Annotated in this window: 20 protein-coding genes; 13 read left to right on the forward strand and 7 right to left on the reverse strand. The window is 63.3% G+C overall.

Annotated elements, in window-relative coordinates; translation table 11 throughout:
• A partial coding sequence (locus CD932_RS19580; protein ID WP_141213313.1) for a carbohydrate porin occupies positions 1-260 on the reverse strand: 260 nt, incomplete at its 3' end.
• Positions 261-680: 420 nt separating this feature from the next.
• On the opposite strand from CD932_RS19580, the gene CD932_RS19585 reads away from it, so the two are divergent.
• The 8 genes from CD932_RS19585 (at position 681) to CD932_RS19620 (ending at position 10324) form a co-directional block, all read left to right on the forward strand.
• Complete coding sequence (locus CD932_RS19585; RefSeq protein ID WP_254926738.1) at positions 681-1886, forward strand: sugar ABC transporter substrate-binding protein; 1206 nt, start codon at positions 681-683, stop codon at positions 1884-1886.
• A 97-nt stretch (positions 1887-1983) separates the two neighbouring features.
• Entirely contained in the window at positions 1984-2844 is an 861-nt protein-coding gene (locus tag CD932_RS19590; protein ID WP_094444510.1) for a carbohydrate ABC transporter permease, read from the forward strand.
• Positions 2845-2854: 10 nt separating this feature from the next.
• Entirely contained in the window at positions 2855-3673 is an 819-nt protein-coding gene (locus CD932_RS19595; protein ID WP_094444511.1) for a carbohydrate ABC transporter permease, read from the forward strand.
• 20 nt (positions 3674-3693) lie between these two features.
• Complete coding sequence (locus CD932_RS19600; protein WP_094444512.1) at positions 3694-4740, forward strand: ABC transporter ATP-binding protein; 1047 nt, start codon at positions 3694-3696, stop codon at positions 4738-4740.
• 1 nt (position 4741) lies between these two features.
• Positions 4742-6217 carry a mannitol dehydrogenase family protein gene (locus CD932_RS19605; RefSeq protein ID WP_094444513.1) on the forward strand — a complete coding sequence of 492 codons (1476 nt, stop codon included), beginning with the start codon at positions 4742-4744 and terminating at the stop codon, positions 6215-6217.
• Positions 6218-6236: 19 nt separating this feature from the next.
• On the forward strand, positions 6237-7160 hold the full coding sequence (locus CD932_RS19610; RefSeq protein ID WP_094445268.1) for an AraC family transcriptional regulator: 924 nt from the start codon (positions 6237-6239) through the stop codon (positions 7158-7160).
• Between the two features lie 84 nt (positions 7161-7244).
• Positions 7245-8195: an AraC family transcriptional regulator gene (locus tag CD932_RS19615; RefSeq protein ID WP_094444514.1), complete on the forward strand. Its 951-nt coding sequence runs from the start codon at positions 7245-7247 to the stop codon at positions 8193-8195.
• 74 nt (positions 8196-8269) lie between these two features.
• Positions 8270-10324: an esterase-like activity of phytase family protein gene (locus tag CD932_RS19620; RefSeq protein ID WP_094444515.1), complete on the forward strand. Its 2055-nt coding sequence runs from the start codon at positions 8270-8272 to the stop codon at positions 10322-10324.
• Between the two features lie 95 nt (positions 10325-10419).
• Here CD932_RS19620 and CD932_RS19625 read toward each other — a convergent pair whose 3' ends face one another.
• On the reverse strand, positions 10420-12504 hold the full coding sequence (locus tag CD932_RS19625) for a S9 family peptidase (RefSeq protein WP_094444516.1): 2085 nt from the start codon (positions 12502-12504) through the stop codon (positions 10420-10422).
• A 210-nt stretch (positions 12505-12714) separates the two neighbouring features.
• Here CD932_RS19625 and CD932_RS19630 point away from each other — a divergent pair, with 210 nt between their 5' ends.
• Both CD932_RS19630 and CD932_RS19635 read left to right on the forward strand, forming a co-directional pair.
• On the forward strand, positions 12715-13299 hold the full coding sequence (locus CD932_RS19630) for a hypothetical protein (RefSeq protein WP_141213314.1): 585 nt from the start codon (positions 12715-12717) through the stop codon (positions 13297-13299).
• A gap of 509 nt (positions 13300-13808) precedes the next feature.
• Positions 13809-15500 (forward strand): PAS domain-containing methyl-accepting chemotaxis protein, encoded by a 1692-nt coding sequence (locus CD932_RS19635; protein WP_094444518.1) that lies wholly within the window; start codon positions 13809-13811, stop codon positions 15498-15500.
• Between the two features lie 44 nt (positions 15501-15544).
• On the opposite strand, the gene CD932_RS19640 is transcribed toward CD932_RS19635, so the two are convergent.
• From CD932_RS19640 to CD932_RS19655, 4 genes are all read right to left on the reverse strand, one after another.
• Positions 15545-16327, reverse strand: a complete 783-nt coding sequence (locus CD932_RS19640) for a 3-hydroxybutyrate dehydrogenase (protein WP_094444519.1) — start codon at positions 16325-16327, stop codon at positions 15545-15547.
• Between the two features lie 78 nt (positions 16328-16405).
• Positions 16406-17461, reverse strand: coding sequence for an AraC family transcriptional regulator (locus CD932_RS19645; protein WP_094444520.1), 1056 nt, complete (start codon positions 17459-17461; stop codon positions 16406-16408).
• Positions 17462-17671: 210 nt separating this feature from the next.
• Positions 17672-19030: a diguanylate cyclase gene (locus CD932_RS19650; protein WP_094444521.1), complete on the reverse strand. Its 1359-nt coding sequence runs from the start codon at positions 19028-19030 to the stop codon at positions 17672-17674.
• A gap of 198 nt (positions 19031-19228) precedes the next feature.
• A complete protein-coding gene (locus tag CD932_RS19655) occupies positions 19229-20422 on the reverse strand; it encodes a PLP-dependent aminotransferase family protein (protein WP_094444522.1) in 1194 nt (397 codons plus the stop codon).
• Between the two features lie 297 nt (positions 20423-20719).
• Between CD932_RS19655 and CD932_RS19660 the strand changes: the two genes are divergently transcribed.
• Both CD932_RS19660 and CD932_RS19665 read left to right on the forward strand, forming a co-directional pair.
• Positions 20720-21889 carry an iron-containing alcohol dehydrogenase gene (locus CD932_RS19660; RefSeq protein WP_094444523.1) on the forward strand — a complete coding sequence of 390 codons (1170 nt, stop codon included), beginning with the start codon at positions 20720-20722 and terminating at the stop codon, positions 21887-21889.
• Between the two features lie 80 nt (positions 21890-21969).
• Entirely contained in the window at positions 21970-23448 is a 1479-nt protein-coding gene (locus CD932_RS19665) for an aldehyde dehydrogenase family protein (RefSeq protein ID WP_094444524.1), read from the forward strand.
• Positions 23449-23472: 24 nt separating this feature from the next.
• On the opposite strand, the gene CD932_RS19670 is transcribed toward CD932_RS19665, so the two are convergent.
• Positions 23473-24381, reverse strand: coding sequence for a DMT family transporter (locus tag CD932_RS19670; RefSeq protein WP_094444525.1), 909 nt, complete (start codon positions 24379-24381; stop codon positions 23473-23475).
• Between the two features lie 102 nt (positions 24382-24483).
• Here CD932_RS19670 and CD932_RS19675 point away from each other — a divergent pair, with 102 nt between their 5' ends.
• On the forward strand, positions 24484-25920 hold the full coding sequence (locus CD932_RS19675) for a PLP-dependent aminotransferase family protein (RefSeq protein WP_094444526.1): 1437 nt from the start codon (positions 24484-24486) through the stop codon (positions 25918-25920).
• The last annotated feature ends 65 nt before the right edge of the window (positions 25921-25985 follow it).

The raw sequence follows: 25985 nt of genomic DNA on the forward strand, positions 1-25985 counted from the left end.
ATGGCTTTGGTGTAGCCGAATTCGGTGTAGGCGTCGCACTCATTGCCCAGACGATATTTCATGGTGTTGCCACCCAGGCCGAAGCAGCCTTGCGAGCCGCCACCACCGGACGTGTTGCTGCCGGCGCCAGCGCGCAGGTAGCCGTGAAAACCTTCGGAATCGGTTGGGTACATCGGATCTGCCATGGCCGAGCCGCTGGCAATGGCCAGCAGGGCGAGGGTAAGTGCGGCCGGCAGGGATTTCAGTGCAGTGCGATTCATGCTGTCTCCAAGGTCACTATGTTGAACGACACAGGGAAAGCCCCGGTACGTTGCGCGGTCTCATGCCGCAGAACAAAGTCTAGCAGCGCTTTTTTTGCGACCCTGATACAAAAGCTACAAGTGTTGATACTTTCTTGCAGAGTGTTGTTTTTTGAGAATATCGATACTCTTGCGCATTGACAAGCTGCAAAAGAGTATTGAATTGCGGTTTCGGAGTATCAGAAAGTATCAAAGTCCGGTGATACATTGTGGTCGTGGTGCCAACGCCGACTGGTTTATGGCATCACCAACGACAAAAAACACTGGAGACATTCAATGAAACGTATCGCCATTGCCGCGCTATGCGCCGGCGCATTCGCCATCAGCACTTCCGCCGCTGCTGCCACCGACCTCGTGATTGCCACCGTCAACAACGGCCACATGATCGAAATGCAAAAACTCAGCAAGTTTTTCGAGCAGGCCAATCCCGATATCAAACTGAAATGGGTGACACTGGAAGAGGGCATCTTGCGCCAGCGCATGACCACCGATATCGCCACCAAGGGTGGCCAGTTCGACGTGATGACCATCGGCTTGTATGAAACGCCGATCTGGGGCAAGAAAAACTGGCTGATCCCGATCAAGCCCGACGCCAAATACGATATCGACGACTTGCTGCCGTCGATCCGCGAAGGCCTGTCCGGCGACGGCAAGCTGTACGCGTCGCCGTTCTATGGCGAAAGCTCGATGATCATGTATCGCAGCGACCTGGTGAAAAAAGCCGGCATGACCATCGAAGACCGTCCGAGCTGGAACCAGTTGCGCGACGTGGCGGCCAAGATCCACGATCCGGCCAATGGCGTGTACGGCATCTGCCTGCGCGGCAAACCGGGCTGGGGCGACAACATGGCCCTGATCACCACTATGGCCAACTCGTTTGGCGGCCAGTTGTTCGACATGCAATGGAAGCCGCAATTTACCAGCAAACCGTGGAAAGACGCGGTCAACATGTATGTCGACCTGATGAAAAAATACGGCCCGCCGGGCGCCGCCGCCAACAGCTTCAATGAAAACCTGGCGCTGTTCAACCAGGGCAAGTGCGGCATCTGGATCGACGCCACCATCGCCGCGTCCTTTATTACAGATCCGAAACAGAGCAAGGTCGCCGACAAGGTCGCGTTTGCCCAGTCGCCGGTCGGCACCACCGAGCGCGGCGCCAACTGGCTGTGGATCTGGTCGCTGGCCATTCCATCGAGTTCCAAGCATCCGAACGAAGCGCAACGCTTCATCAACTGGGCCACTTCGCCTGACTACATCAAGCTGGTCGCCAGGGAAACGAGCTGGGCCAACGTGCCGACCGGCACGCGCAAGTCGACCTACGCCAACCCGGAATTCCAGAAAGTGGCGAAATTTGCCGCCGCCGAAGGCAAGGCCCTGACCACCACGCGCAACGTGCAAAGCACCTTGCTGCCCTCGCCCTACGTGGGCGTGCAGTTTGCCTCGATCCCCGAATTCCAGGTGATCGGCGTGGCGGCCGGCCAGCAGATGGCCGCTGCCTTGCTGGGCAAGGTGACGGTGGACCAGGCGCTGGAGCTGTCGCAGCAGACAGCCGAACGCGAGATGCGCAAGGGCGGCTACTACAAGTAAGGCCACCCTGGTCTTGTCGTTTGCTTCGTAAAACAGGTGAGGTGATAGCTCTGGCGCAAGCCTGGGCTGTCACCTCCCACGCCCCAAGAGAACGCCTATGAAACGCTTTATTCCCCGGACCTTGCTGACGCCGGCAGTCGTTGCCGTCTCCGTCATTTCCGTCATTCCCCTGCTGATCACGCTGTATTACGCCTTCGTGCGGTATTCCATGCTCGATCCGAGCGGCCATCCTTTCCATGGCCTGGACAATTTCCACTTTTTCTTTACCGATGCGGCTTTTTTGCCGGCATTGCAGAATACCTTTACCCTGCTGTTTTCGGTAATGCTGATCACGGTGCTGCTGGGCGCCGCGCTGGGCCTGTTGATCAATGAATCGTTCCCCGGGCGCGCCATCGTGCGCGTGCTGCTCATTTCACCGTTTCTGGTGATGCCGGCCGTAAACGCCCTGATGTGGAAGAACATGCTGCTCAACCCCATCTACGGCCTGTTCGCGCAGATCAGCATCTTCTTCGGTGCCACGCCCGTCGACTGGCTGTCGGCCCATCCTTTGGTGTCCATCATCATGATGGTGTCGTGGCAATGGCTGCCGTTTGCCTGCCTGATCTTCATGACGGCGCTGCAATCGATGGACCGCGAACAGCTGGAAGCGGCGCGCATGGATGGCGCCAACTACCTGCAGCAGCTGCGCTACCTCTACATCCCCCACCTCGGGCGGGCGGTATCGGTGGTGCTGATGATCGAGATGATCTTTTTGCTGTCGGTGTTTGCCGAAATCTTTACCACCACGGGCGGCGGTCCCGGCTTCGACACGACCACCATCACCTTCATGATCTACCAGCAGGCACTGTTGTCCTACGATGTCGGCGCCGCTTCCGCCGGTGCGCTGTTCGCCGTGCTGATCGCCAACATTGCCGCCTTCTTCCTGATGCGCGTCATCGGCAAGAACCTGTCGAAATAAGGAGACCACCATGCACAATAAAGTTGCTTTGTATGGCCGCACGGTGGCCGCCTGGCTGTTCGCGCTGCTGCTGTTCTTTCCCATCTTCTGGCTGGGACTGATGGCCTTCAAGACCGAAGGGCAAGCCATTACCACGCCGCCGCTGCTGTTCTTCATGCCCACGCTGGACAGTTTCCGCGAAGTGCTGGCGCGCGATAATTACTTCGGCTACGCCTTCAATTCGCTGTTTACCAGCGTCGTGTCGACCGCCATCGGCCTGTTGATCGCGATTCCCGCCGCTTACTCGATGGCGTTTTTCCCCACCGGCGGCACCATCGGCCTGCTCAAATTCATGCTCAGCTCGCGCTACATGCCCGGCGTGGGCGCCCTGATGCCGATCTATATCTGCTACCAGTATTTTGGCCTGTTAGATACCCGCGTCGGTCTGACCGTCATGTTCATGCTGATGAATTTGCCGATCATGATCTGGCTGCTGTACACCAGCATGAAGGAGCTGCCGCGCGAAATCCTCGAAGCGTCGCGCATGGACGGCGCCACCGTCTGGGACGAATTCCGTCACGTGGTGCTGCCGCTGTCGGTGGGCGGCATCGCCTCGACCGCGCTGGTATGCATGGTGTGGTCGTGGAACGAATCGTTCTGGTCGCTGAACCTGGGCGCCTCGAATGCCGGCACCCTGGCCTGGCTGATCGCCTCGTACTCCAGTCCCGAAGGCCTGTTCTGGGCCAAATTGTCGGCCGCCTCCCTGATGGCGATCGCGCCCATCATGGCGCTGGGCTGGTTCTGCCAGAAGCAATTAGTACAAGGCATGACGTTTGGCGCAGTCAAATAACATACATAATAGAGACCATCATGGCTTATCTTCAACTGAGAAATATCGAAAAATACTTTGGCGAACACCGCGCCATCAAGGGCATCGACCTGGAGATCAAACAGGGCGAGTTCGTTGTGTTTGTGGGGCCGTCGGGCTGCGGCAAGTCGACCCTGCTGCGCCTGATCGCAGGCCTGGAACCGATCGACGGCGGCAAGCTGTCGCTCGACGGGCGCGACATCACGAACCTGCCGTCCTCGAAGCGCGACCTGGCGATGGTATTCCAGTCGTATGCGCTGTACCCGCACATGACGGTGTTCCAGAACATGTCGTTCGCGCTGAAACTGGCCGGCGTCGACCCGAAAATCATCCGCGAAAAGGTCGACAAGGCGGCCGCCATCCTCGACCTGGGCCGCTACCTCGAACGCACGCCGAAGGAGCTGTCGGGCGGCCAGCGCCAGAGGGTGGCGATCGGCCGCGCCATCGTGCGCGACCCGAAAGTATTTTTGTTCGACGAACCGCTGTCGAACCTCGATGCCGCGCTGCGCGTGCAGACCCGCATCGAGATCGCCAAGCTGCACCGCGAACTGGGCGCCACCACCATCTATGTCACGCACGACCAGGTCGAGGCGATGACCCTGGCCGACCGCGTGGTGGTGCTGCGCGACGGCCAGATCGAGCAGCATGGCTCGCCTCTGGAACTGTATGACCGGCCGGCCAACCGCTTTGTGGCCCAGTTCATCGGCACGCCGAGCATGAACGTGGTGCCGGCCGGCGCCGCGCCGCAATTGCTGGCGCAGGCGGGCAGCGCGGCCCAGGCCGACGGTTTTGTCGGCATCCGCCCCGAGCACGTGCACCTGGGCGCGGCGCAGCCGGGCAGCGTGCCCGTCACCGTCGAGCTGGTCGAGTCGCTGGGCGTGGAAACGCTGACCTATGTGCGCATGGCCAACAACGTGCAGGTGGTCTCGCGCGGCGCCGAGCGCAGCAGCTTGCATCCGGGCCAGCAAACGCAGCTGACGTTCGAACCGGGATTTGTCCATTATTTTGACCGCGACGGCAAGACCTATGCCGGCGCGAAGGGAGTGTAAGATGAACGCCATCGCATTGAACCAAACCACGCTGGCCCAGTTGCCAGCAAACATCCAGGTGCCCGCCTATGCGCGCGACACGCTCACCCCCAGCATCGTGCATATCGGCGTGGGCGGCTTTTATCGCGCCCACCAGGCGGTGTATCTCGACGACCTGCTGGCCTTGCCGGGGCATGCACAGTGGGGCTATTGCGGCGTGGGCCTGCTGGCGCACGACGCGGCCATGCACGACGCGATGCACTCGCAGGACTGCCTGTACACGGTCATCGAGCGCGGCGCGCAGGGTGACACGGCGCGCGTGATCGGCTGCATCGGCGACTATCTGTATGCGCCAGCGGACCCGCAGGCGGTGCTGGAAAAGCTCGCTGCGGCCAGCACCCGCATCGTCTCGCTGACCATTACCGAAGGCGGCTACTACGTCAACCAGGGCACGGGCCAATTCGACGCGGGCCATCCGGACATTGTGTACGAACTGGCCAACCCCCAGGCGCCGCGCTGCTCGTTCGGCTACCTGCTGGCGGCCCTGGCCCTGCGCCGCGCGCGTGGCCTGGCGCCGTTTACCATCATGTCCTGCGATAACCTGCAAAACAATGGCGACGTCACGCGCACCATGCTGCTGGCGTTCGCGCGCCTGGTCGATGGCGACCTGGCCGGCTGGATCGAGGCCGGCTGCGCTTTCCCGAACAGCATGGTCGACCGCATCACGCCGGCCACCACCGACGAGCACCGCGCGCTGGTGCGAGACCGCTTCGGCATTATTGACGCCTGGCCGGTGGTGTGCGAGCCGTTTCGCCAGTGGGTGATCGAGGACGCCTTTCCGCATGGCCGTCCGGCCTGGGAGCTGGTGGGTGCGCAAATGACGCACGACGTGCTGCCGTATGAAAAAATGAAGCTGCGCCTCTTGAACGCCAGCCACCAGGCGCTGTGCTATATCGGCATGTTGCTCGGCTACACCTACGCCCATGAAGCGATGGCCGACGCCGGTATCCTGGCCCTGGTGCGGCGCATGATGGATAGCGAAGTCACGCCGCTGCTGGAAGAAGTCGAGGGCATCGATCTGGCCAGCTACAAGGACACGCTGATCGAGCGCTTTTCCAATCCGGCCGTGCGCGACCAGCTGGCGCGCATCGGCACCGAAGGCTCGGCGCGGATTCCGAAATTCGTGCTGCCGCCCGTGCGCGAAGCTTTGGTGCAAGGCGGCGCCATCGCGCTGCTGGCCTTTACGGTCGCTTGCTGGTTCCGCTACCTGGAAGGCCGTGACGACCAGGGCGTGCCGATGCCGCTCAACGATCCGCACGGCGTGCGCCTGCGCGAGCTGGCCCTGCATGGCGGCGCGGACGCCACCGCGCTGCTGTCGATGCGCGAGCTGTTTGGCGAACTGTCCGACACGCCGGCCTTCACGGTGGCCGTTGCGCGCTCGCTGGCGAGTCTGTACGACCTCGGCGCGCGCGCGGCGCTGGACCAGATCGTCGCCTGAGGCGGGCACGGTGCGCACCATGCCAAAAAAGGCCGAGTATCCGCTGCCGCAGATGGAGCACGAGCGGCAGCGCGACGCCACGCCCGGTTTCGAGCCCAAGGGCAGCTACGGCTTTATCCGCTACCTCGAGCACGGCTTTCCCAACTCGCTGGTGCGCTGGCACTACCACGACGAGTACGAGCTGCACCTGATCGTCGAAAGCTCGGGCAAGGTCTTTGTCGGCGACTATATCGGCCAGTTTGCGCCGGGCCACCTGGTGCTGACGGGGCCGCGCGTGCCGCACAACTGGGTCTCGCTGGACACGCCGCCCGAAGGGGTACTGCTGCGCGACATGGTGATACAGTTCGCCCATCCGCCGCTGGCGGCGATGGCGGCGGTGATGCCCGAGCTGAAGGACCTGTTTCCGCTGCTGCAGCGCGCCTTGCACGGCGTGGAGTTCTTCAATGTCAGCGAGCTGTCGCTGCGGCGCTTCCAGCGCATCCGCGACAGCAGCGGCCTGCCGCGCCTGATCGAGTTTTTGACCTTGTTGAGCGAGCTGGCGCAGACCAGCCACTACCAGCTGCTGTCGACCATCCCGATGCAGTCGAGCGACGACGATGCGGCGCTGGCGCGCATCAGTTCGGCCATCAACTTCATCGTCCACAATTACAGCAGCCAGTTCTCGCTCAAGGAGCTGGCCGAGCAGGTGGACATGCCGGAGCGCACCTTTTCGCGCTTCTTTCGCAGCGCCACCGGCAACAGCTTTACCGACTTCGTCAACCGCCTGCGCATCAACCGCGCCTGCCAGCTGTTGATGGAGACCGAGCATTACGTCAGCAATATCTGCTATGCGGCGGGATTCAACAATGTGGCCAACTTCAATCGCCGTTTCCTGGAGCTCAAGGGCATGACGCCGAAGCAATTTCGCCAGCAGGCGCTGGGGCGCTTCGGCGAACAAGGATAAGCACTTGCACGCCATTTTGCGGTACATTCGACGGTGACGGCGGCAGACCGCGTCCAATAAACGAGACCAGCAAACGAGACAAGCATGGAACAGACATGGCTCAAAGATGCGCAGCGCGAGATCGAGCGCAAGCCACCCGAGCTCGAGCGCGAAAGCTACGACGGCATCATCAACTACCTGGAACATGGCTATCCCAGCTCGCGCGTGCGCTGGCACTGCCATGAGGAATACGAGCTGCACCTGATCGTCGCCACCAGCGGGCGGCTGTTCGTCGGCGACTATATCGGCGAATTTTCGCCCGGCCACCTGGTGCTCACCGGCCCGCGCCTGCCGCACAACTGGATCTCGACCGCGGTGCCCGAAGGCGGCGTGCTGCTGCGCGACATGATCGTGCAGTTTGCCCATGCGCCGATCGCTGGCGCTGCGCGCGTGATTCCCGAACTGCGCGAACTGCTGCCGCTGCTGGAGCGCTCCAGCTATGGCGTGGAATTTTTCGGCATGGGCGTGGCGGCCGAGCGGCACCTGGCGCGCATCCGCGCCACCCATGGCGCCGAGCGCGTCGGCCACTTCGTGCAACTGATGGTGACCCTGGCGCGCACCGCCAATTACCGCCTGCTGTCGAGCGCTTCCTTGCGTTCGTATGACGACGACGCCACCCTGGCCAAGGTCAACGCGGTGCTCAACTACATCACGGAAAACTACCGCGAGCCGATTTCGGCGGAAATGCTGGCCGAGCAGGTGGGCATGTCGCTCAGTAAATTCTCGCGCTTTTTCCGCAAGGCAACCGGCAACAGCTTTACCGACTTTATCAGCCGCCTGCGCATCAACAAGGCCTGCCAGCTGCTGATGGACACCGACCAGTATGTATCGAATGTCTGCTATGACGTGGGCTTCCAGAACGTGGCCAATTTCAACCGCCGCTTCCTGCAGGTCAAGGGCGTGACGCCGAAGGAGTTCCGGCGCCAGGCCGACGGCCGCTTTGGCGGTATAGGCGGTCCGCCCGAGCAATCTGTTGTATCTGTGCACCCATTATGACAAACGTGTCATGAGCTTGTCATTTTGACACGGTAGGCTTGCCGCTTCTGATCCAACCCATGCTGAGGAAGCCGATGAACCACCCCCACAATACCGTCCCGAAACTGCGCCTGCTGGCGCTTGCCGCCAGCTTTGCCCTGACCGCCTGCGGCGGCAGCGACAGTCATGATGCACCAGCTGCGCCAGTTGCCATGACCGGCGTGTTCCTCGACGGCGCCGTCGAAGGCCTCGATTACGTGGCCGGCAGCGCGGCGAAGGCCAGCACCAACGCCAAGGGTGAATTCATGTGCAACGCGGGCGACAGCGTGACCTTCAGCGCCGGCGGCGTGGTGCTTGGCTCGACCTTGTGCAACGCCATCGTCACGCCCTTGACGCTGGCCGCCAGCACCAGCGTGGCCGACGACAAGGTGGTCAACCGCCTGCTGGCGCTGCAACTGCTGGACGACGACAGCGACCCGTCGAACGGAATCAGGATCAGCAGCGACGTCAAGACGGCGCTGGCCGGCAAGACGCTGGACTTTGCCGCCGCGCCCGCCGCTTTCAATACGGCGCTGGCCGCGCACCTGGCCACCCTGGGCGCCAAGTTTGCAGGCCGCACGGTCGACACCGAGCGCCGCGCCCTGGTGCGCGAGCATTTTGAAGATACCCTTGCTTCGAAAGTGGGCGCTCCCGTCAACGAGGCGCTGACGCAGACCACCCCGCTCGGCGAAGTGAAAGTGACGGTCACGCGCTACCAGATCCAGGCTGCCAACAGTTTTTACGTGCCGTACGAAGGCGCGAACGCAAAGGTCAAGAGCGAGTTCCCGAACGGCTTCTTGCCGTCCTACGGTTCCGGCCTGGCCTTCAAGGGGACAAACGCCAGCGGCGACCTGGAATTCTATGGCCTGACCGACCGCGGCCCGAACGGCGATGGTCCTTTGGTGCCGGACCCGAACGTCAAGGGCGCCACCATCGGCAGCAAGATCTTTCCGTCGCCCGGCTTTGCGCCAGCGTTTGGCGTGATCACGGTCGGCAAGAGCGGCGCCGTTCTGGCCTCCTCCACGCCGATCAAGGTCAGCGCCACCGTCAACACCTCGGGCTTGCCGGTGCCGGTGGGCGCGGTCGGCAATTCGGCCGAAATGCCCGTGATGGACGCGATGAAGTACGATCCGGCCAGCCGCGCCGTGTTCAACGCAGGTGGGCTCGATTCGGAAGCTATCGTGGTCGACAAGAAGCGCAATGCGCTGTGGGTTTCCGACGAATACGGCCCCTTCATCATCAAGCTCGATGCGGCCACCGGCGTGATCCAGGCCAAATATGAACCGGGCAAGGGCTTGCCGGCATTGTTCGCCAAGCGCCGCGCCAACCGCGGCATGGAAGGCATGACGCTCGATACGTCGAACGACAAGCTGTACGCCTTTTTGCAAAGCCCGCTGACGGACGGCAGCGCCACCTACGCAGTGACCAAAAAGTCGGAACAGATCGAGCGCTATGCGCGCTTTACGCGCTGGATCGAATTCGATCCCACGCTTGGCACCAGCGGCAGGATGTTTGCCTATCCGCTCGACGCGGCAGACTATCAGGATGGGCGTACCGGCAACGCCAAGCTGGGCGACATGGTGGCGCTCGGTGGCGGCAAATTCCTCGTCATCGAACAGGGCGCCGCGCCTTCGGGCAAGGTGTTCAACAAGCTGATGCTGGTGGACCTGAACGCCGCCACCGATATTTCGGGCAGCGCATATAACGCGGCGACCTCCGACCTGGAAAAGAGCAGCATGGCTGGCGCCGCCGTCAATGGCGCCGACTGGGCGCAGGTGAAAACGCTGAAGAAAACCCTGCTGCTCGACTTGAACGCGATCGGCTGGGCGGCGGAAAAAGCCGAAGGCCTGACCCTGGTCGACGGCTCGACCATTGCGCTGGCCAACGACAACGACTTCGGCATGAAGACCAGGGTGTTTGATGCGGCGGGCGTGGAAGTGCAGGGCGCCGATGTGACCAAGTGCGTGGTAGACGCCAATGGCGTGATCGTGACGAGCAGCGCACTTGGCTGCAACGCCGCCAATACCATCCGCGTGGCGCGCGGCGACGACCGCGAGCGGCCGGCACGCTTGTGGATCGTGAAGTTTGCCAAGGCGCTCAATACGTATTGATGCAGTTTGATGGACGCAAAAAAGCCGCAGGCGTGAGCTGTGCGGCTAGCGTAAAACTGGGGTCAGACCCGTCGGGTTTGACCCCTGATTTCACTTTACTTCTTCGTGTAAGTATTCAACCAATCCAATACCGTGTGATGCCACAGCAGCGAGTTCGCCGGTTTCAAGACCCAGTGATTCTCGTCCGGGAACACCAGCAGCTTGCTCGGCACGTTCTGGCGCTGCAGCGCGGTGAAGGTGCCCAGGCCCTGGGTGGTCGGGATGCGGAAGTCCAGGTCGCCCTGGACCACCAGCATCGGCGTTTTCCAGTTCTTCACGTAGTTGACGGGATTGAACTGCTCGTGTTTCGCCGCCGCGTCATAATAAGTGCCGCCGTTTTCCCACTCGTTGAACCACAGTTCTTCCGTCGCGTAGTACATGGCGCGGTTGTCGAACACGCCGTCGTGGTTGACCAGGCATTTGAAGCCGTCCGGCCAGTTGCCGGCGATCCAGTTCATCATGTAGCCGCCGTAGGAAGCGCCCAGGGCGCAGCTGCGGTCACGGTCCAGCCACGGGAATTTCTGCGTCGCCGCCGCTAACCCTTTTTGCAGGTCGACCAGCGGCTTGCCACCCCAGTCGCCGCTGATGGAATCGGTGAACTGCTGGCCGTAGCCGGTCGAACCGTGGAAGTCGATGAAGACGGTGGCGTAGCCGGCGCCCGCATACACCTGCGGATTCCAGCGGTAGCTCCAGCTGTTGCCGAAGCTGCCTTGCGGGCCGCCATGCACGAGGAAGGCGATCGGGTATTTCTCGCCGGCTTTGGCGTTCCATGGCTTCATCACGTGGCCGTAGACGGTTTCGCCATTGGCGCCGGCAAACGAAAACTGTTCATATTCGCCAAAGCGCACATCGGCCAGCGCTTGCGCATTCTGCTTCGTCAGTTGCGTCATCGGCGCCGATTCGGACTTCGCATCAAGCTGGCGCTGATACAGCTGCGCACCGGAGGCCAGGTTGGCGTGCGTGAGCACGATGGTATTGCCACGCACGTCGAAGTCGCCGACGGCGCCCTTGCCGGTCAGGGCCGACACCTTGCCGCTGGCCGCATCGATATGGAACAAACGGTGCTGGCCGACATCATCGGCGGTGACCAGAAAGGCCTTGCCGTCCGGGGTCCAGCGCAAGTCGGCGATCGAGCGGTCCCAGTCGTTGGCCACGGTGCGCTTCTTGCCGGTGGCCACATCCATCAGCACCAGGTGGAAGCGGTCCGCCTCGAAACCGGGCTTGGTCATGGCCACATAAGCTAAGGTGCGGCCGTCCGGCGACCAGGTCGCCTTGGTGTCCCAGGCAGGATTGTCGGCCGTGAGGTTGCGCGGCGCTTCGCCACCGGTGGCGGCGATGGTATACACGTCGAAGTTGGTCGACCACGATTCCGTGCGGCCGGCCACGTGCACCGAGAAGGCGAGCGTTTTGCCGTCCGGGCTGAAGTGGTATTCGCCGTTGTCGCCGAACGGCTTTGACGGCGCGTCGCCGTCCAGGGTGCCGGAGAGGCTGACCGGCATGGCGCTGACCTTGCCGGAAGCATCGATCGGCGCGGAATAGAGCACGTTGCGGCGGCCATCGGCCCAGGTGTCCCAGTGGCGCACGAACAGCTGCTCGTAGACCATGCCGCTAGCCTTGTTTTTTGCCTTGTCGTCAAGGCGTTTTTTGCTGCAGGCGATGTCGGCGCAATCGAGATACACGCCCATGCTGAAGGCCAGGCGGTCGCCCTGCGGCGACAGGCGGTAGGTGTCGACGTCCAGCGCCAGGTCGGTCACTTTCGACGCTTCGCCGCCGTTCATCGGCAGCTGCCATACTTGCGAGGAGCCCGAACGGCCGGACAGAAAGTAGATGGCGTCGCCCTTGGGCGACCATTGCGGATCGCTGGCGCTGGCCTCGCCGCGCGTGAGCTGGCGCGGCGCGGCGTTCGGCGCGCGCAGGTCGATCATCCACAGCTGCGTGTTGCCGCGGTTTTTATCAAGATTGGTGCTGCGCACGGTGTAGACCACGCGCGTGGCGTCCGGCGACAGCGCCGGGCTGCCGACACGCTCCATGGCGACCATGTCTTCGACGGTAAAACCGCGCGGCGCCGCCAGCGCCGGGGTGGTGGCGGTGGTGGCCAAGGCGGCACTGAATGCTCCCAAGAGCAACAGACGTAAACTCATTCAAACTCCCGTTATGTTCAAGATCGATCTGGCCGGCAGTCCCGCCGGCAGCCCGACATCATAGCAACAAAGCGCAGCTTGCCGCCGGAGTTGGGCGCTGGTGGCCGATGACCGGCTGCCTCTGGCCGATGCAAGATAGTTGCCAATTGGAACGGTGTTCAGCAAGTTGCCTGTTAGACTGCGTTTCTTTTTTTATATGAGTACCGAGCCATGCGTTTGAGAACTGTTGCCTGCACCGTCGCCACCTTGTTTTCCACCGGCGCCGGCTTTGTCCACGCCGCCGCCACGCCCACCCGGGAACAGATCCAGGCCGCCGTCGATGCGGGCGTGGCGAAGACGGCGTCGTCGATGCCGATGGCCGTCAAGGTCACCAGCCTGCTTGGCTGCCAGGATGCGCAGGATGCGCAGGGCGAGGTCGTCTGCCTGGTGGGCATGCGTGCGGGCATGCGCGATGGCTTTACCGTCTTGCCGCTGCGTAAAGAAAACGGTGGCGCCTGGGTCGGCGTCGAGCGCAAGAATGCGACATTCGCCGGGCCGTCGATCGGCGAGGCGCAAGCGCTGATGCGCGCCTGGGTCGGCGAAGAAATCGCGCGCAATCCGGACGCTGCGAACGATGTGCAGATGCAGGAAGCGCAAACGGCGATGCAGGTCAAGGCCCTCGAGGCGTGCGTAGTCAAGCGCAGCACGGGCTACCTGGTGTGCGATGCCGTGCTGAGCGTGCCGAACCGCGCCGACATCAGGACGGCATTCACGTTCATGCTGGAGAGCACGGGCTGGCGCTACGTGCCGCGTTAAACCGTTTCATCATATCGGGCGCGGCGCCGGCAAGAAAGTCATGACGCACCGCCTGCTATCCCATTGCAGCGCCCGTCCGGGCCTGTACCTCGCCCTCCCTGGCAAGCCGGCCCCGGTCCCGGTCCCGGTTCCGGTTCCGGTTCCGGCCCCGAGTGGCGAGCGGCGCGCCAGCGGCACGTCTGCGCGGCATTTATCATGTATTATTTGGCAATAAAAAATTCATTTAAATCAACTTTAACAAAAATAAATATTAATTAAATGTAGCTTTTTTATTGAAAAATAATATATTTGTTTAATTTATTTAATTTGGTGTAATATATTCTCAAGATAATATGGAGCGATATTCCGGCAGACCGCAGCCTGGCGCCGCTGCTGCCCTCGTTCCGGAAATTGTCCATTTCATTGGTAATAAAATATTAAAATGTGGATGCCAGCTATGCCGCCATGGCCTGGTATCAGTCCCTTACCTGCTTACCCGTCAAAGTACGGGCTACCCTGAGGATGTGACCATGCGACTCAATCTTCCTGTCAGCGATACCGAAATCAACCTGAGCGATACCGAAACCATTGTTTCGACTACCGATTTGCAAGGCAATATTACCTACGCCAATCCGTATTTTATCGACATCAGCGGCTACACGGCCGAAGAACTGATGGGCGCGCCACAAAACATCCTGCGCCATCCCGACATGCCGGTCGAAGCGTTTGCCGACTTCTGGGCCACCATCCGCTCCGGCCGTTCCTGGAGCGGCATGGTGAAGAACCGCTGCAAGAATGGCGACTACTATTGGGTGCTGGCGAACGTCACGCCGGTGGTCGAAGACGGCGTCGCGATCGGCTATATGTCGGTGCGTACCAAGCCCACGCGCCAGCAGGTGGCGCAGGCCGCAGCGTTGTATGCGCGCATCAAGGCGGGGCAGGCCGGCGGCGTGGCGATCAGCCAGGGCGAGGCCGTGCGCACCGGCTGGCTGGCGAAAATTGCCGGGTTGCGCGATATGGCGCTGGGCAAACGCATCGGCTGGAACCTCGGCTTGCTCAGCCTTTTGCTGGCGCTGCAACTGGCCTGGCATGCCGATCTGTTTCCTGCCTCGGCCTCACCGTGGCTGACCGCCTTGTCGGCGGCCGGATTGCTCGCCACCCTGTATTTCTGGAGCGTCTTGCACCGCACCGTGCTGCTGCCCTTGCAGCAGGCGCGCCAGGCCTGCGACGTGATGGCCGGCGGCGACCTGACGGCCGAGATCGACACCACGCGGCGCGATGAAATGGGACAGCTGCTGCGTTCGCTGCGCCAGTTGCGCGTCAACCTGCACTCCATCGTCGGCGACGTGCGCGGCAACTTCTTGCGCATCAGCGCGGCCAGCGCCGATATCGCCGCCGGCAATATGGACTTGTCGGGCCGCACGGAGGCGCAGGCTTCGGCGCTGCAGCAGACGGCGTCGAGCATGGAACAACTGGCCGCGACGGTGCAGCAGAACAGCGGCAATGCGGGCCAGGCCAGCGAAATGGCGGGCAAGGTTCACGGCCTGGCCGGACGTGGTGGCGAGATCGTCGGCCAGGTCGTGACGATGATGGACCAGATCAATGCGTCGTCGAAGAAGATCGGCGAGATCACCGGCATTATCGAAGGCATTGCGTTTCAAACCAATATCCTGGCCCTGAACGCGGCCGTGGAAGCGGCGCGGGCCGGTGACCAGGGACGCGGTTTTGCGGTGGTGGCGGGCGAAGTGCGCAGCCTGGCGCAGCGCTCGGCGGCGGCCGCCACCGAAATCAAGCAGTTGATTTCCGCTTCCCTGCAGCAGGTACAGGAAGGCGCGCGGCTGGCCGCGCAGGCCGGCGCCAGCAGCCAGGAAATGCTGTCCGCAGTACAGGGCGTGCACGGCATCATGGGCGAAATCGCCTCGGCCTCGCGCGAGCAAAGCCACGGCATCGGCCAGGTCAATCAGGCCGTGACGCAAATGGATGAAGTGACGCAACAGAACGCGGCGCTGGTGGAGGAGTCGGCGGCGGCATCGAGCTCGCTGCAAGACCAGACGCGGCAGCTGGAACAGGCGATGGCGCTGTTCCGGCTCGAACGTCGCGGCAGCGCTACCTCAGCCGCCCGGACAGGCCCAGGAACGCCACGGCGGGCAGCAGCAAGGCCGGTGGCGGTGACGAGGAAGGCCATTGCGCCGGCAGCGCGCAGCCGGCACGCAGCGGGCTAAGCACGACGCCAGGCCCCGTTCAGGGCCCTGGCCTGAGCGACGCTTTACTGCATGTGCCAGCCGTGGCTGACCACGATCGATTGGCCACTGAGCGCATTCGACGGGAACGCCGCCAGGAACACCGCCGTTTGCGCCACGTCCTGGGTGGTGGTGAATTCGCCGTCGATGGTGTCTTTCAGCATGATTTTCTTGATCACGTCCTCTTCGCTGATATTGAGCTGGGCCGCCTGTTCGGGAATCTGCTTGTCGACCAGCGGGGTGCGCACGAAACCGGGGCAGATCACGTTGGCGCGGATGCCGTCTTTCGCGCCTTCCTTGGCCACCACCTTGGCCAGGCCCACCAGGCCGTGCTTGGCCGCCACGTAGGCGCTCTTGAAGGGCGAACCTTCGTGCGAGTGCACCGAACCCATGTAGATGATGGCGCCGCCGCGGCCTTTCTCAATCATGACGCGCATGCAGGCGCGGGTGGTGAGAAAGGCGCCGTCCAGGTGAATCGCCAGCATTTTCTTCCACTGGTCGAAAGCATAGTCGACCACCGGGCTGATGATCTGGATGCCGGCGTTGCTGATCAAAATGTCGATGCCGCCAAAGTGCGCCACGGCGTCGGCCACGCCCTTGTCGACCTGCTCTTCGCTCGACACATCCATGGCCACGGCGAAGGCCGCGCCGCCGGCCTGCGTGATTTCATCGGCCGTCTTGCTGGCGGCATCGAGCGCCAGGTCGGCGATCACGACCTTCGCGCCTTGCTTCGCATATTCCAGGGCCATTTCCTTGCCGATGCCGCTGGCGGCGCCGGTAATCAGTGCGACTTTGTCCTTGAGTTGCATTATTCGTCCTTTGCAGTGCAGGTTGGAGGATACAAATTAATTTGCCGCTGCCAGTATAGCCAGAAACTGACGATGAGATCATTCACGCGCATCAAGGCGCTCCTGCAAGCGCCAGGCGCCGGGATTGGTGCCGGCCCAGGCGCGAAACGCGTGGTTGAAGGCGCTTTGCTCGCGGTAACCGAGCAAACAGGCGATATCGGCCAGCGACAGGCCGGGCTGGCGCAGATAGTCGCGTGCCTGGCGGTAGCGCACCTGGTCGAGCAGGGCCTGGAAGCTGGTGCCCGCGTCGCTCAGTTTGCGCTGCAGGGTGCGTGGCGTGAGCGCCAGGTCGTCGGCCACGCCGGTCAGGCGCGCCGGGCCCTGGCGCAGGCCGGCCGCAATGGCGTGCCGAACCTGCGCCTCGATCGCGGCGCAGGCGCCCGTCATGCCGCCGCGCCGCGCCAGCAATTGTTCGGCATGCCGGCGCAGCAGGCGGTACTGGCTGGTGTCGGCATCCGGCACGGGCCAGTCCAGCGCCTGCGCGTCCATGGTGGACGTGTTGGCCTCGCTCCCGAAGCGCGGCAGGCTGCCCAGCACGCGCACATATTCGTCGCGGTGGCTGGCATGGCGCAGCAGCGACTGGCCGCCGCCATCGTGGGCCAGCGCCAGTTCGGCATGCGGCAAGGGCCTGCCGGCCAGCCAGTCGCCGCACACGCGCAGGCCGGCAAACACGCTGTCGACCAGGTGCCGGCTGGCGTGTGGATAATGGCTGATCCAGCGGTAATGAAAGCGTTGGCCGTCGCGCCGCAGCGACGATCGGCCCAGGTCGTGCACCAGCACTTCGTAGCGGGCCGCCTGTTCCAGCGCCTGGCCGACGCTGGCGCAGCTGAGCAGCACCAGGCCATAGGCGCTGTAGGTGCCCATGCGCACGCGCTCGCCCACGTGCAGGCCGAAATGCGCGTCGCCGGCCAGCATGGCGCCGGCGCCCAGCAGGCGCACGTAGGCGGCTGCGGGCAGGGTAGCCGGCGGCGGCGACAAGCCGTCTTCGGGCAAGCCTGCCGCGCTGGCCAGCGTGAGGTTGTCGATGCCATGCGCGCTGGCCGCTTCCAGCAGCGGCTGCACGTAGGCGGCCGTGACGGTATCAATGTCTGGCATGATGGAACAAAGCGATTGTCATGAAAAACCAATACCTTGTGATGGTGACGGCCAAGTATAGCTTGTGAGGCAGGCGATGCGACGCTGGAAAGGCTGGCACACAGCGGGCCGCAGTCGCGGGCTTGGCCCGGAGAGCCTTGGCTGGGCGCTTGGGCCGTTTCATGGGGCTTGGGTTTGCTTCTGTTGTTTGCGCTTCTGCTTCCGTGCTTGTTATCGCAGGATCAGCGCCTTGACGGTTTCCCAGGCGTTACTTCCCGAACTGGTGGCGCGTACCTGGTTGCGGCCGCCTTCCTTGGCCTGGTACATCGCGCGGTCGGCGGCGACGAAGAGGGCTTCGCGGTCGTCCAGCTGGTGTGGGCGGATGGTGGCGACGCCGATGCTGACCGTGATCCAGGCGGAAGTGGGCGAGCGCGGGTGGGGCAGCTGCAGCGCTTCGATATGGGTGCGGATGGTTTCGGCCAGCTCAAAGGCGTTTGCCGCTTCCGTTTCCGAAAAAAGCATCACGAATTCTTCGCCGCCATAGCGGGCCGCCAGGTCGCCGGTGCGGCAGGCGTGGGAGGCGATCGTTTGCGCGACCTGTTGCAGGCAGGTGTCGCCTGCCGGGTGGCCCTGGCTGTCGTTGTACAGTTTGAAATGGTCGACGTCGAGCAGCACCAGCGACAGCACGCAGCCGTTGCGCACGGCGCGCTGCCACTCTTTTTCCAGGAAGCTGTCGAAATGGCGGCGGTTGGCGATTTTTGTGAGCGGGTCCAGATAGGCGGCGCGCTGCAGCGCGTCTTCCGACTGCTTGTGGTGGGTAATGTCGTGCAGCAGGCCGATAAACAGCGGCTGGCGCAAATACATGGGCGTGAGCGTCAGGTCCATGCTGAGCAGGTTGCCGTCGCGGTGGCGGATCGCCACTTCGCGCGTGCCATGCTTGTGCGCCGTGTCGGGATGGGCCGCATGCATGGCGAAATAGTCGAGGTATTCCTGGGTCACCATGGGACTGAGCAGCTCGGCGATCGAACGGCCGGCCAGCTCGTTTTCGTGGTAGCCCAGATACTGGTCGCAAGCCGGATTGGTGTACTGGATGCGGCCGTCCGCCTCGATGATCAGCAAGCCTTCGGCCATGTGGTTGACGATGGTGCGCAGGCGCTCGGCCTGTTCTTCCTGGGTGTCGCTGTTGTTGCGAATTTGCAGCTGGGCGCGCACGCGGGCGTACACTTCGGGCATGCGCAGCGGCTTGCCGATATAGTCGACGGCGCCGATATCGAAGCCGGCTACCACGTCGTCGGTGTCGGTCCTGGCGCTCATGAAGATCACGGGAATGCGCCGCGTCAGCGGATTTTGCTTGAGCTTGCAGCAGGTTTCGAAGCCGTCCATGTCGGGCATCATCACGTCGAGCAGGATCAGGTCGGGCTGGGCGCGCTGGGCAATAGCGAGCGCTCGCTCCCCAGATAGGGCGACATAAACCTGATAGCCTTGCTCGCTCATCGACTTGCGCAGCAGCTCGAGGTTGGCCGGCGCATCATCGACGATCAATATCGCGGCTATACGCCGTTGGGTATCCCCCGCACTGCCTGGACTCATTGCCGCCGGCCTCTATTTGATGTGTCGCACAGGCCAGCAATGCCGCAAACTCTGACCTGATATCAAGTGATACTTTGATACAGATCATACTGCTTCGGTAATTTGTTTGGTGAAAAATCTAAGCTTTAAGTTGTGGAAATCATTGCAATAACACCATTCCCGCCACGCTGCCAGCGCGGCGGGAGCGTCAGTGACTGCTTACAACCTGGCGGCGATCAGCTTGCCCAGGATTGCGATGCCTGCCCGGATGCGTTCGGGAGGTACCGTCACGAACGACAGGCGCAAGGTGTTGGTTTCGGGCGCGTTGGCGTAAAACGGCGAGCCGGGCACGAAGGCGACCTTGCTGGCGATCGCTGCGTCGAGCAGCGCCATCGCGTCGATATGTTTGGGCAAGGTGACCCAGATGAACATGCCGCCTTCGGGCCGAGTCCAGGTCACGCCGGCCGGGAAATGCTCTTGCAACGCGTGCAGCATGGCCTGGCACTGCTCGCCGTACAGGGTGCGGATCTTCGGAATATGCTGGTCCAGGAAGCCGTCCCTGATCACTTCATGCACCACCATTTGCGTCAGCTGCGAGGTATGCAGGTCGGCCGCCTGCTTGGCCAGTTCCAGGCGGCGCACCAGCGGCGGCGGCGCCACCACATAACCGAGACGGATGCCGGGCGTGAGCACCTTGGAGAACGAGCCCATGTAGATTACGCCGTCCGGATTCATGTTCAGCATCTTCGGATACGGCGCGCCGCTGTAGCGCAGGGCGCCGTACGGGTCGTCTTCGATCAGCGGCAGGCCGAGGCGGGCGCAGGTTTCCACCAGCTCCACGCGGCGCGCTACCGACAGGCTGCGCCCGGTCGGGTTCTGGAAGTTCGGCAGCGCGTACAGCAAGCGCGCGCCGTCGGCAACCGGCCCGACCGACGCCGGCACCAGGCCTTCGTCATCGGTGTCGACCGACATGAATTGTGGGCGGTACACGGAAAACGCCTGCAGCGCGCCCAGGTAGCTGGGGGTTTCGACCAGCACGCGGCTGCCTTCGTCGATCAGCACCTTGCCCAGCAAGTCCAGCGCCTGCTGCGAGCCGGACGTCATCAGGACCTGTTCCGTCGTGATGGCGCCGCCGCCCGCCGACAGGGAATCGGCGATCCACTGGCGCAGCGGCAGGTAGCCGTCGGTCGGGCCGTATTGCAGCGCCACCTTGCCGTTGTGCGACAACACCTTGTCGAAGGCCGCTTTCATTTCGTCGATCGGGAAGGTGGCGGGCGACGGCAGGCCGCCGGCAAACGAAATGATCTCGGGGCGCTGCGTGATTTTCAGGATTTCGCGGATGAACGAGCTTTGCAGCTGGTCGGCGCGTTCGGCAAAGCGCCACTGGATCGGATTCGGGTTCTCAATTTTCATGCGTGTCTCACGGAAGATGCCGAGCTGTGCCGGCTGGTTGTATGGTCCGCTTGTGGCGGCCTTGCACGGGCGCCACCGGATAGGCCGCGCCCAAACTGCTGCCTTATTGTACGACGGACTGGTCGCTGCGCCCACCGCTGCGGCGCGAACATCTTGTTTCAGCTCGCGCCCAGGCGGACACCCCCCCATCACGACAGAGCCGTCGTTTATTGATCCAGGTCATTGAAACAAACGGGGCAGGACCCTACAGTGCAACCGCCCCTCACGGGATTTAAAAATATCTCATTGGAGACGAATATGTCAGTTGTTGAACAAACATTTGGATTCTTTACGCCGACCGTGGCGTTGATGGGTGTGGGCTGCGCCAAGGAAATCGGCCCGCAAGCCAAGTCCCTTGGTGCCAGCCATGCCTTCCTGTGCACCGACGCAGGCATGGTGCGCCTGGGCCTGGCGGCAAAAGTCACACACATGCTGGAAGCGGCAGGCATCAAGGTGACCGTATTTGCCGGGGCCGAGCCCAACCCCACCGACCGCAACGTGCACGACGGCGTGGCGATATACCAGGCCCACGGGTGCGACGCCATCGTTACGCTGGGCGGCGGCAGTGCGCACGACTGTGGCAAGGGCATCGGCATGGTGATCGGCAATGGCGGCCACATCCGGGACTATGAAGGACTGGACAAGACGACCAAGCCCATGCCGCCTTTCCTGGCCGTCAACACCACGGCGGGCACCGCCGCAGAGATGACGCGCTTTTGCATCATCACCAACACCGATACGCATGTGAAGATGGCGCTGGTGGACTGGCGCTGCACGCCCGATATCGCCATTAACGATCCGCTGCTGATGGTCGACATGCCGGCGAGCCTGACCGCGGCAACCGGCATGGACGCCTTGACGCATGCCATCGAAGCATATGTGTCCACCATCGCCACGCCCATCACCGACGCCTGCGCCCTCAAGGCCATCACCCTGATCGCCGAGTGGCTGCGCCCGGCCGTGGCCTGCGGCACCAATGTGCAAGCGCGCGACAAGATGGCCTACGCCGAGTACCTGGCGGGAATGGCCTTCAACAGTGCCAGCCTGGGCTATGTGCACGCCATGGCGCACCAGCTGGGCGGCTTCTACAACCTGCCCCATGGTGTTTGCAATGCCGTGCTCCTGCCCGAGGTGTGCGCCTTCAATCTGATTGCCTGCCCGCAGCGCTATGTCGACATTGCGCAAGCTCTGGGCGAAAACACCAGCGGCCTGTCCACCATCGCCGCGGCGGAGAAAAGCATCGACGCCATCCGGCGACTGGCGCGCGATGTGGGCATTCCCAAAAATCTCACCGCCCTGGGCGTGCTTGAAAAGGATCTTGAAACCATGGCCGTCAATGCCAGGAAGGACGCCTGCCAGGCCACCAACCCGCGCACCGCCACGCAGGAGCAGGTGGTGGATATTTTCAAGGCGGCCCTGGTCGCCTGATAGCCGCAGGTCCTTCTTGTCGCTTTCCTGCACAAGCCGGGAAGCGCCCTTATGTATTCGTGCAGGACCAGGAGAATGTATTGAAAGCATCTGACCATATTGACAGCAGCTACCGCCTTTTGATCAACGGAGCATGGGTGGAGAGCACGTCGGGCACCACCTTCGAGACCTTCAGCCCCTCCACGGGCGAGCGGCTGGCCAGTTGCGCCGCCGCCGACAAGCAAGACGTGGACGCCGCCGTCAAGGCGGCCTGGGATGCCTTTGCCACCTGGAAGCACACCAGCCCGGCCGAGCGAGCCGCCTACCTGAACAAAATTGCCGATGTGATGGAGGCCAATGCCCAGCATCTGGCCATGGTGGAGACGCTGGACAACGGCAAGCCCCTGCGGGAAACCACTGCGGTGGACGTGCCCTTGTCCATCGACCATTTTCGCTATTTTGCTGCGGCGATCCGCACGGAAGAAGGCAGCTCCACGCTGCTTGACAAAGACACGCTGAGCCTGGTGATTCGCGAGCCGCTGGGGGTGGTGGGGCAGATCATTCCCTGGAACTTCCCGCTGCTGATGGCGGCGTGGAAGATTTCGCCCGCGCTGGCCGCAGGCAATTGCATCGTGATCAAGCCGTCGTCCGATACCCCGCTGAGCCTGCTGGAGCTGGCCAAGATCATGGCCGCCATCCTGCCCAAGGGCGTGGTCAACGTGATCACCGGCAAGGGTTCCACCACGGGCGACTACATGCTGCGCCATGAAGGTTTTCGCAAGCTGGCCTTCACCGGTTCCACCGACATCGGCTACACCGTGGCCGAGGCCGCAGCCAGGAAGCTCATTCCCGCGACGCTGGAGCTGGGCGGCAAATCGGCCAACATCATCTTCCCCGACGCACCGTGGGACAAGGCCATTGAAGGCGTCCAGCTGGGCATCCTCTTCAACCAGGGGCAGGTGTGCTGCGCCGGGTCCCGCCTCTTTGTGCATGCCGACATCTACAACCGCTTCGTCGATGAAACCGTCAAGGCATTCAATAACGTCAACGTCAATCTGCCCTGGCTGAGTGGCACGCAGATGGGCCCGCAGGTCAACCGCAAGCAGCTCGACGACGTCCTGTCGTACGTCGATATTGGCCGCAAGGAAGGGGAGGTTCTGGCCGGTGGCGTGGCGGTGACGGACGGCGAACTGGCCAAGGGATGCTTCATGCGCCCGACCCTCATCGCCGTGAAGAACAACCGGGCGCGCCTCTCGCAGGAAGAAATCTTCGGCCCGGTGGCGACCGTGGTCCGGTTCACCGAGGTCGATGAAGTCATCGCCATGGCCAACGACAGCGAATACGGGCTGGCCGGCGCGGTCTGGACACGCGACCTCAACCGCGCCTTGCGTGTGGCCATGGGCGTGGAGACCGGGCGGATGTGGGTCAACACCTACAACCAGTTGCCCGCGCACGCGCCGTTCGGCGGCTACAAGAAATCCGGCATCGGGCGCGAGAACCACAAGATGATGCTCGATCACTATTCGCAGTGCAAGAACATCTTCATCAGCATGGCCGAATCGAAGGTCGGCATGTACTGACCGCGCGCACCGCCGCGGCGCGGCTTATTTCAGCTTGCGCCCGGCCGCCACCACGGCGATCACGGCGCCGGCAAACAGCAGGCTGTCGATCGCCAGAGGTTCGCCGAGCAACACCGCCGCGCCCAGCAAGGTCAGAAACGGCTGCAGCAGCTGCGTCTGGCCAACCCTTGCCACGCCGCCCAGGGCCATGCCGCGGTACCAGAAAAAAAAGCCGATCAACATGGAGAACACGCAGGTGTACGCAAAGCCGCCCCAGGCTTGCGCGCTGGCGCCCGCCAGCAGGGCGCGCTGCGGCCAGCTCAGCCACAGCACCACGGGCAGCACGACGGGTGCGGCCAACACCAGCGCCCAGCAGATCACCTGCTGGCCCGGCATGGCTTGCGCCAGGCGCCCGCCTTCGGCATAGCCCAGGGCGCCCAGCAGCACGGCGGCGAACATCAGCCAGTCGGCCACATGGAAGCTGCCGCCGCCCTGGCGCAGCGCGAACGCCACCACCAGCGCCGTACCGCTCACCGCCATCAGCCAGAAGGCGGGCGAGGGGCGCTCCTTGCCGCGCAGCACGGCAAAGACGGCTGTGGCCAGCGGCAAGATGCCGACCAGCACCGCGCCGTGCGAGGCGGGCAGGCTGCGCATGGCAAGCGAAGTCAGCCAGGGAAAGCCCACCACGCAGCCGGCCGCCACCAGTCCCAGCGGCAGCCATTGTTCGCGCGTCGGCAGCGGCGCGCGGCGCTGCCACAGCCACAGCGCCGCCAGGCAGGCGGCCACCAGCGCGCGGCCCAGCGCGACAAACACGGCCGGCAGTTCGGCCACGGCCAGGCGGGTCATCGGCAGGGTCAGGCTGAACAGGGCGACGGCGGTCAAGCCCAGCAGCAGGCCCTTGCGGTCGTCGCCCAGGCGGGGCAGGGTGGTGGCGAGCGTGGCGGAGGGTGGCATGATTTTTCCTGTGCAGTAGTGAAAGTCAGTGCTATGCTAGACTTGATAGCAGTACAGTACAAATACACTTCTTCGCATACTTTTCGATACTGTGATGGTCAGATGAGCAATACACCGGACGCCTTGCTCAATTTGCTCACGCGTGGCTCAGGCGAAACCCTGATCGACCAGATCGTGCGCTCGCTGGCCGCGCGCATCGATGACAAGCTGCTGCGCGGCGGCGCGCGCATGCCGTCGATCCGCCAGTGCGCCGCCACTCTGGGGGTGTCCTGCGCCACCATCGTCGCCAGCTACGACAAGCTGGTGGCGCGCGACTATCTCGAATCGCGGCGCGGCGCCGGCTTTTACGTGCGCGAGCGCGCGGCGCTCCATACGCCGCTGCCGCCGATGGCCGTGCCGGCGCCCGGTGCGCCCCAGCCGATGGACGTGGTCTGGCTGATCCGCAATATGTTCCGCCAGGCGCCGGCTCACCCCGCGCCCGGCTCCGGCATGCTGCCGCCCGAGTGGCTCGATGGCGAACTGGTGGCGCGCGCGCTGCGCGACGTCAGCCGCCAGCCGGGTGCCTCCATGATCAGCTACGGCCTGCCGCAGGGCTTCCTGCCGCTGCGCCAGCAGTTGCAGCGCAAGCTGGCCGGCCTGGAAATCGCCTGCCCGCCCGAGCAGATCGTCACCACCGTGGGCGTGATGCAGGCGCTCGACCTGGTGGCGCGCGAGTTCGCCCGTCCCGGCGACACCATCTTTGTCGACGACCCCGCCTACTGGCTGATGTTCGGCGCCTTTGCCGCCATGGGCATGCAGGTGATCGGCATTGCGCGCCTGAACGACGGCCCCGATATCGCCGTGCTGGAACAACTGGCGGCGCTGCACCGCCCGAAGCTCTATGTGATCAACTCGGTGCTGCATAATCCCAGCTCCACGTCCTTGTCGGCCGCCAAGGCCTACCAGGTGCTGCGCCTGGCCGAGCAGCACGATTTTCTGGTGGTGGAGGACGATATCTATTGCGACATGCACCCTGGCGGCAGCGTTCAGCCGGCCACGCGCCTGGCCGCGCTGGACCAGCTGCGCCGCGTGATCTACCTCGGCGGTTTTTCGAAAAGCCTGGCGGCCAACCTGCGCGTGGGCTTTATCGCTACCTCAGCCGAGCGGGCGCAGCGCCTGGCCGACCGCAAGATGCTGGCCACACTCACCACCAGCGATATCGGCGAACGCGTGGTCTACAAGATCCTGTCGCAGGGCTTGTACCGCAAGCATGCCGAGCGCCTGCGCGCGCGGCTCGACCAGGTGCGCGAGCCCACTTACCGGCGCATGGAGCGGGCCGGCCTGCGCTTCGAGCCGGCGCAAGCGGGCATGTTTGTCTGGGCCGACGCCGGCCGCGACACCAATGTGCTGGCCGAACAGGCGCTGGCCGAAGGGCTGGTGCTGGGGCCGGGCAGCCTGTTTTCGCCGCGCCAGTTGCCGTCGACTTATATGCGCCTGAACCTGGCGACGGTGCAGCAAGAGCGGGTATGGGATTTCTTCGGCCGCACGCTGGGCGCCTGATACCCGAGAAATTTGCATGTTGGCATCTTGAAATCGCTGCCGTCATCTCCAATTAACTGACACTC

The sequence above is a fragment of the Janthinobacterium sp. PC23-8 genome, from assembly GCF_002250505.1.
Taxonomy (GTDB): Bacteria; Pseudomonadota; Gammaproteobacteria; order Burkholderiales; family Burkholderiaceae_D; genus Janthinobacterium.

Bases quoted from the DNA above. Each gene is read 5' to 3' on its own strand.
- CD932_RS19600 (WP_094444512.1), top strand. From the start codon at position 3,694: ATGGCTTATCTTCAACTGAGAAATATCGAAAAATACTTTGGCGAACAC.
- CD932_RS19620 (WP_094444515.1), top strand. From the start codon at position 8,270: ATGAACCACCCCCACAATACCGTCCCGAAACTGCGCCTGCTGGCGCTT.
- CD932_RS19625 (WP_094444516.1), bottom strand. From the start codon at position 12,504: ATGAGTTTACGTCTGTTGCTCTTGGGAGCATTCAGTGCCGCCTTGGCC.
- CD932_RS19645 (WP_094444520.1), bottom strand. From the start codon at position 17,461: ATGCCAGACATTGATACCGTCACGGCCGCCTACGTGCAGCCGCTGCTG.
- CD932_RS19650 (WP_094444521.1), bottom strand. From the start codon at position 19,030: ATGAGTCCAGGCAGTGCGGGGGATACCCAACGGCGTATAGCCGCGATA.
- CD932_RS19670 (WP_094444525.1), bottom strand. From the start codon at position 24,381: ATGCCACCCTCCGCCACGCTCGCCACCACCCTGCCCCGCCTGGGCGAC.
- CD932_RS19630 (WP_141213314.1), top strand. From the start codon at position 12,715: ATGCGTTTGAGAACTGTTGCCTGCACCGTCGCCACCTTGTTTTCCACC.
- CD932_RS19595 (WP_094444511.1), top strand. From the start codon at position 2,855: ATGCACAATAAAGTTGCTTTGTATGGCCGCACGGTGGCCGCCTGGCTG.
- CD932_RS19615 (WP_094444514.1), top strand. From the start codon at position 7,245: ATGGAACAGACATGGCTCAAAGATGCGCAGCGCGAGATCGAGCGCAAG.
- CD932_RS19610 (WP_094445268.1), top strand. From the start codon at position 6,237: ATGCCAAAAAAGGCCGAGTATCCGCTGCCGCAGATGGAGCACGAGCGG.
- CD932_RS19635 (WP_094444518.1), top strand. From the start codon at position 13,809: ATGCGACTCAATCTTCCTGTCAGCGATACCGAAATCAACCTGAGCGAT.
- CD932_RS19655 (WP_094444522.1), bottom strand. From the start codon at position 20,422: ATGAAAATTGAGAACCCGAATCCGATCCAGTGGCGCTTTGCCGAACGC.
- CD932_RS19660 (WP_094444523.1), top strand. From the start codon at position 20,720: ATGTCAGTTGTTGAACAAACATTTGGATTCTTTACGCCGACCGTGGCG.
- CD932_RS19640 (WP_094444519.1), bottom strand. From the start codon at position 16,327: ATGCAACTCAAGGACAAAGTCGCACTGATTACCGGCGCCGCCAGCGGC.
- CD932_RS19675 (WP_094444526.1), top strand. From the start codon at position 24,484: ATGAGCAATACACCGGACGCCTTGCTCAATTTGCTCACGCGTGGCTCA.
- CD932_RS19585 (WP_254926738.1), top strand. From the start codon at position 681: ATGATCGAAATGCAAAAACTCAGCAAGTTTTTCGAGCAGGCCAATCCC.
- CD932_RS19605 (WP_094444513.1), top strand. From the start codon at position 4,742: ATGAACGCCATCGCATTGAACCAAACCACGCTGGCCCAGTTGCCAGCA.
- CD932_RS19590 (WP_094444510.1), top strand. From the start codon at position 1,984: ATGAAACGCTTTATTCCCCGGACCTTGCTGACGCCGGCAGTCGTTGCC.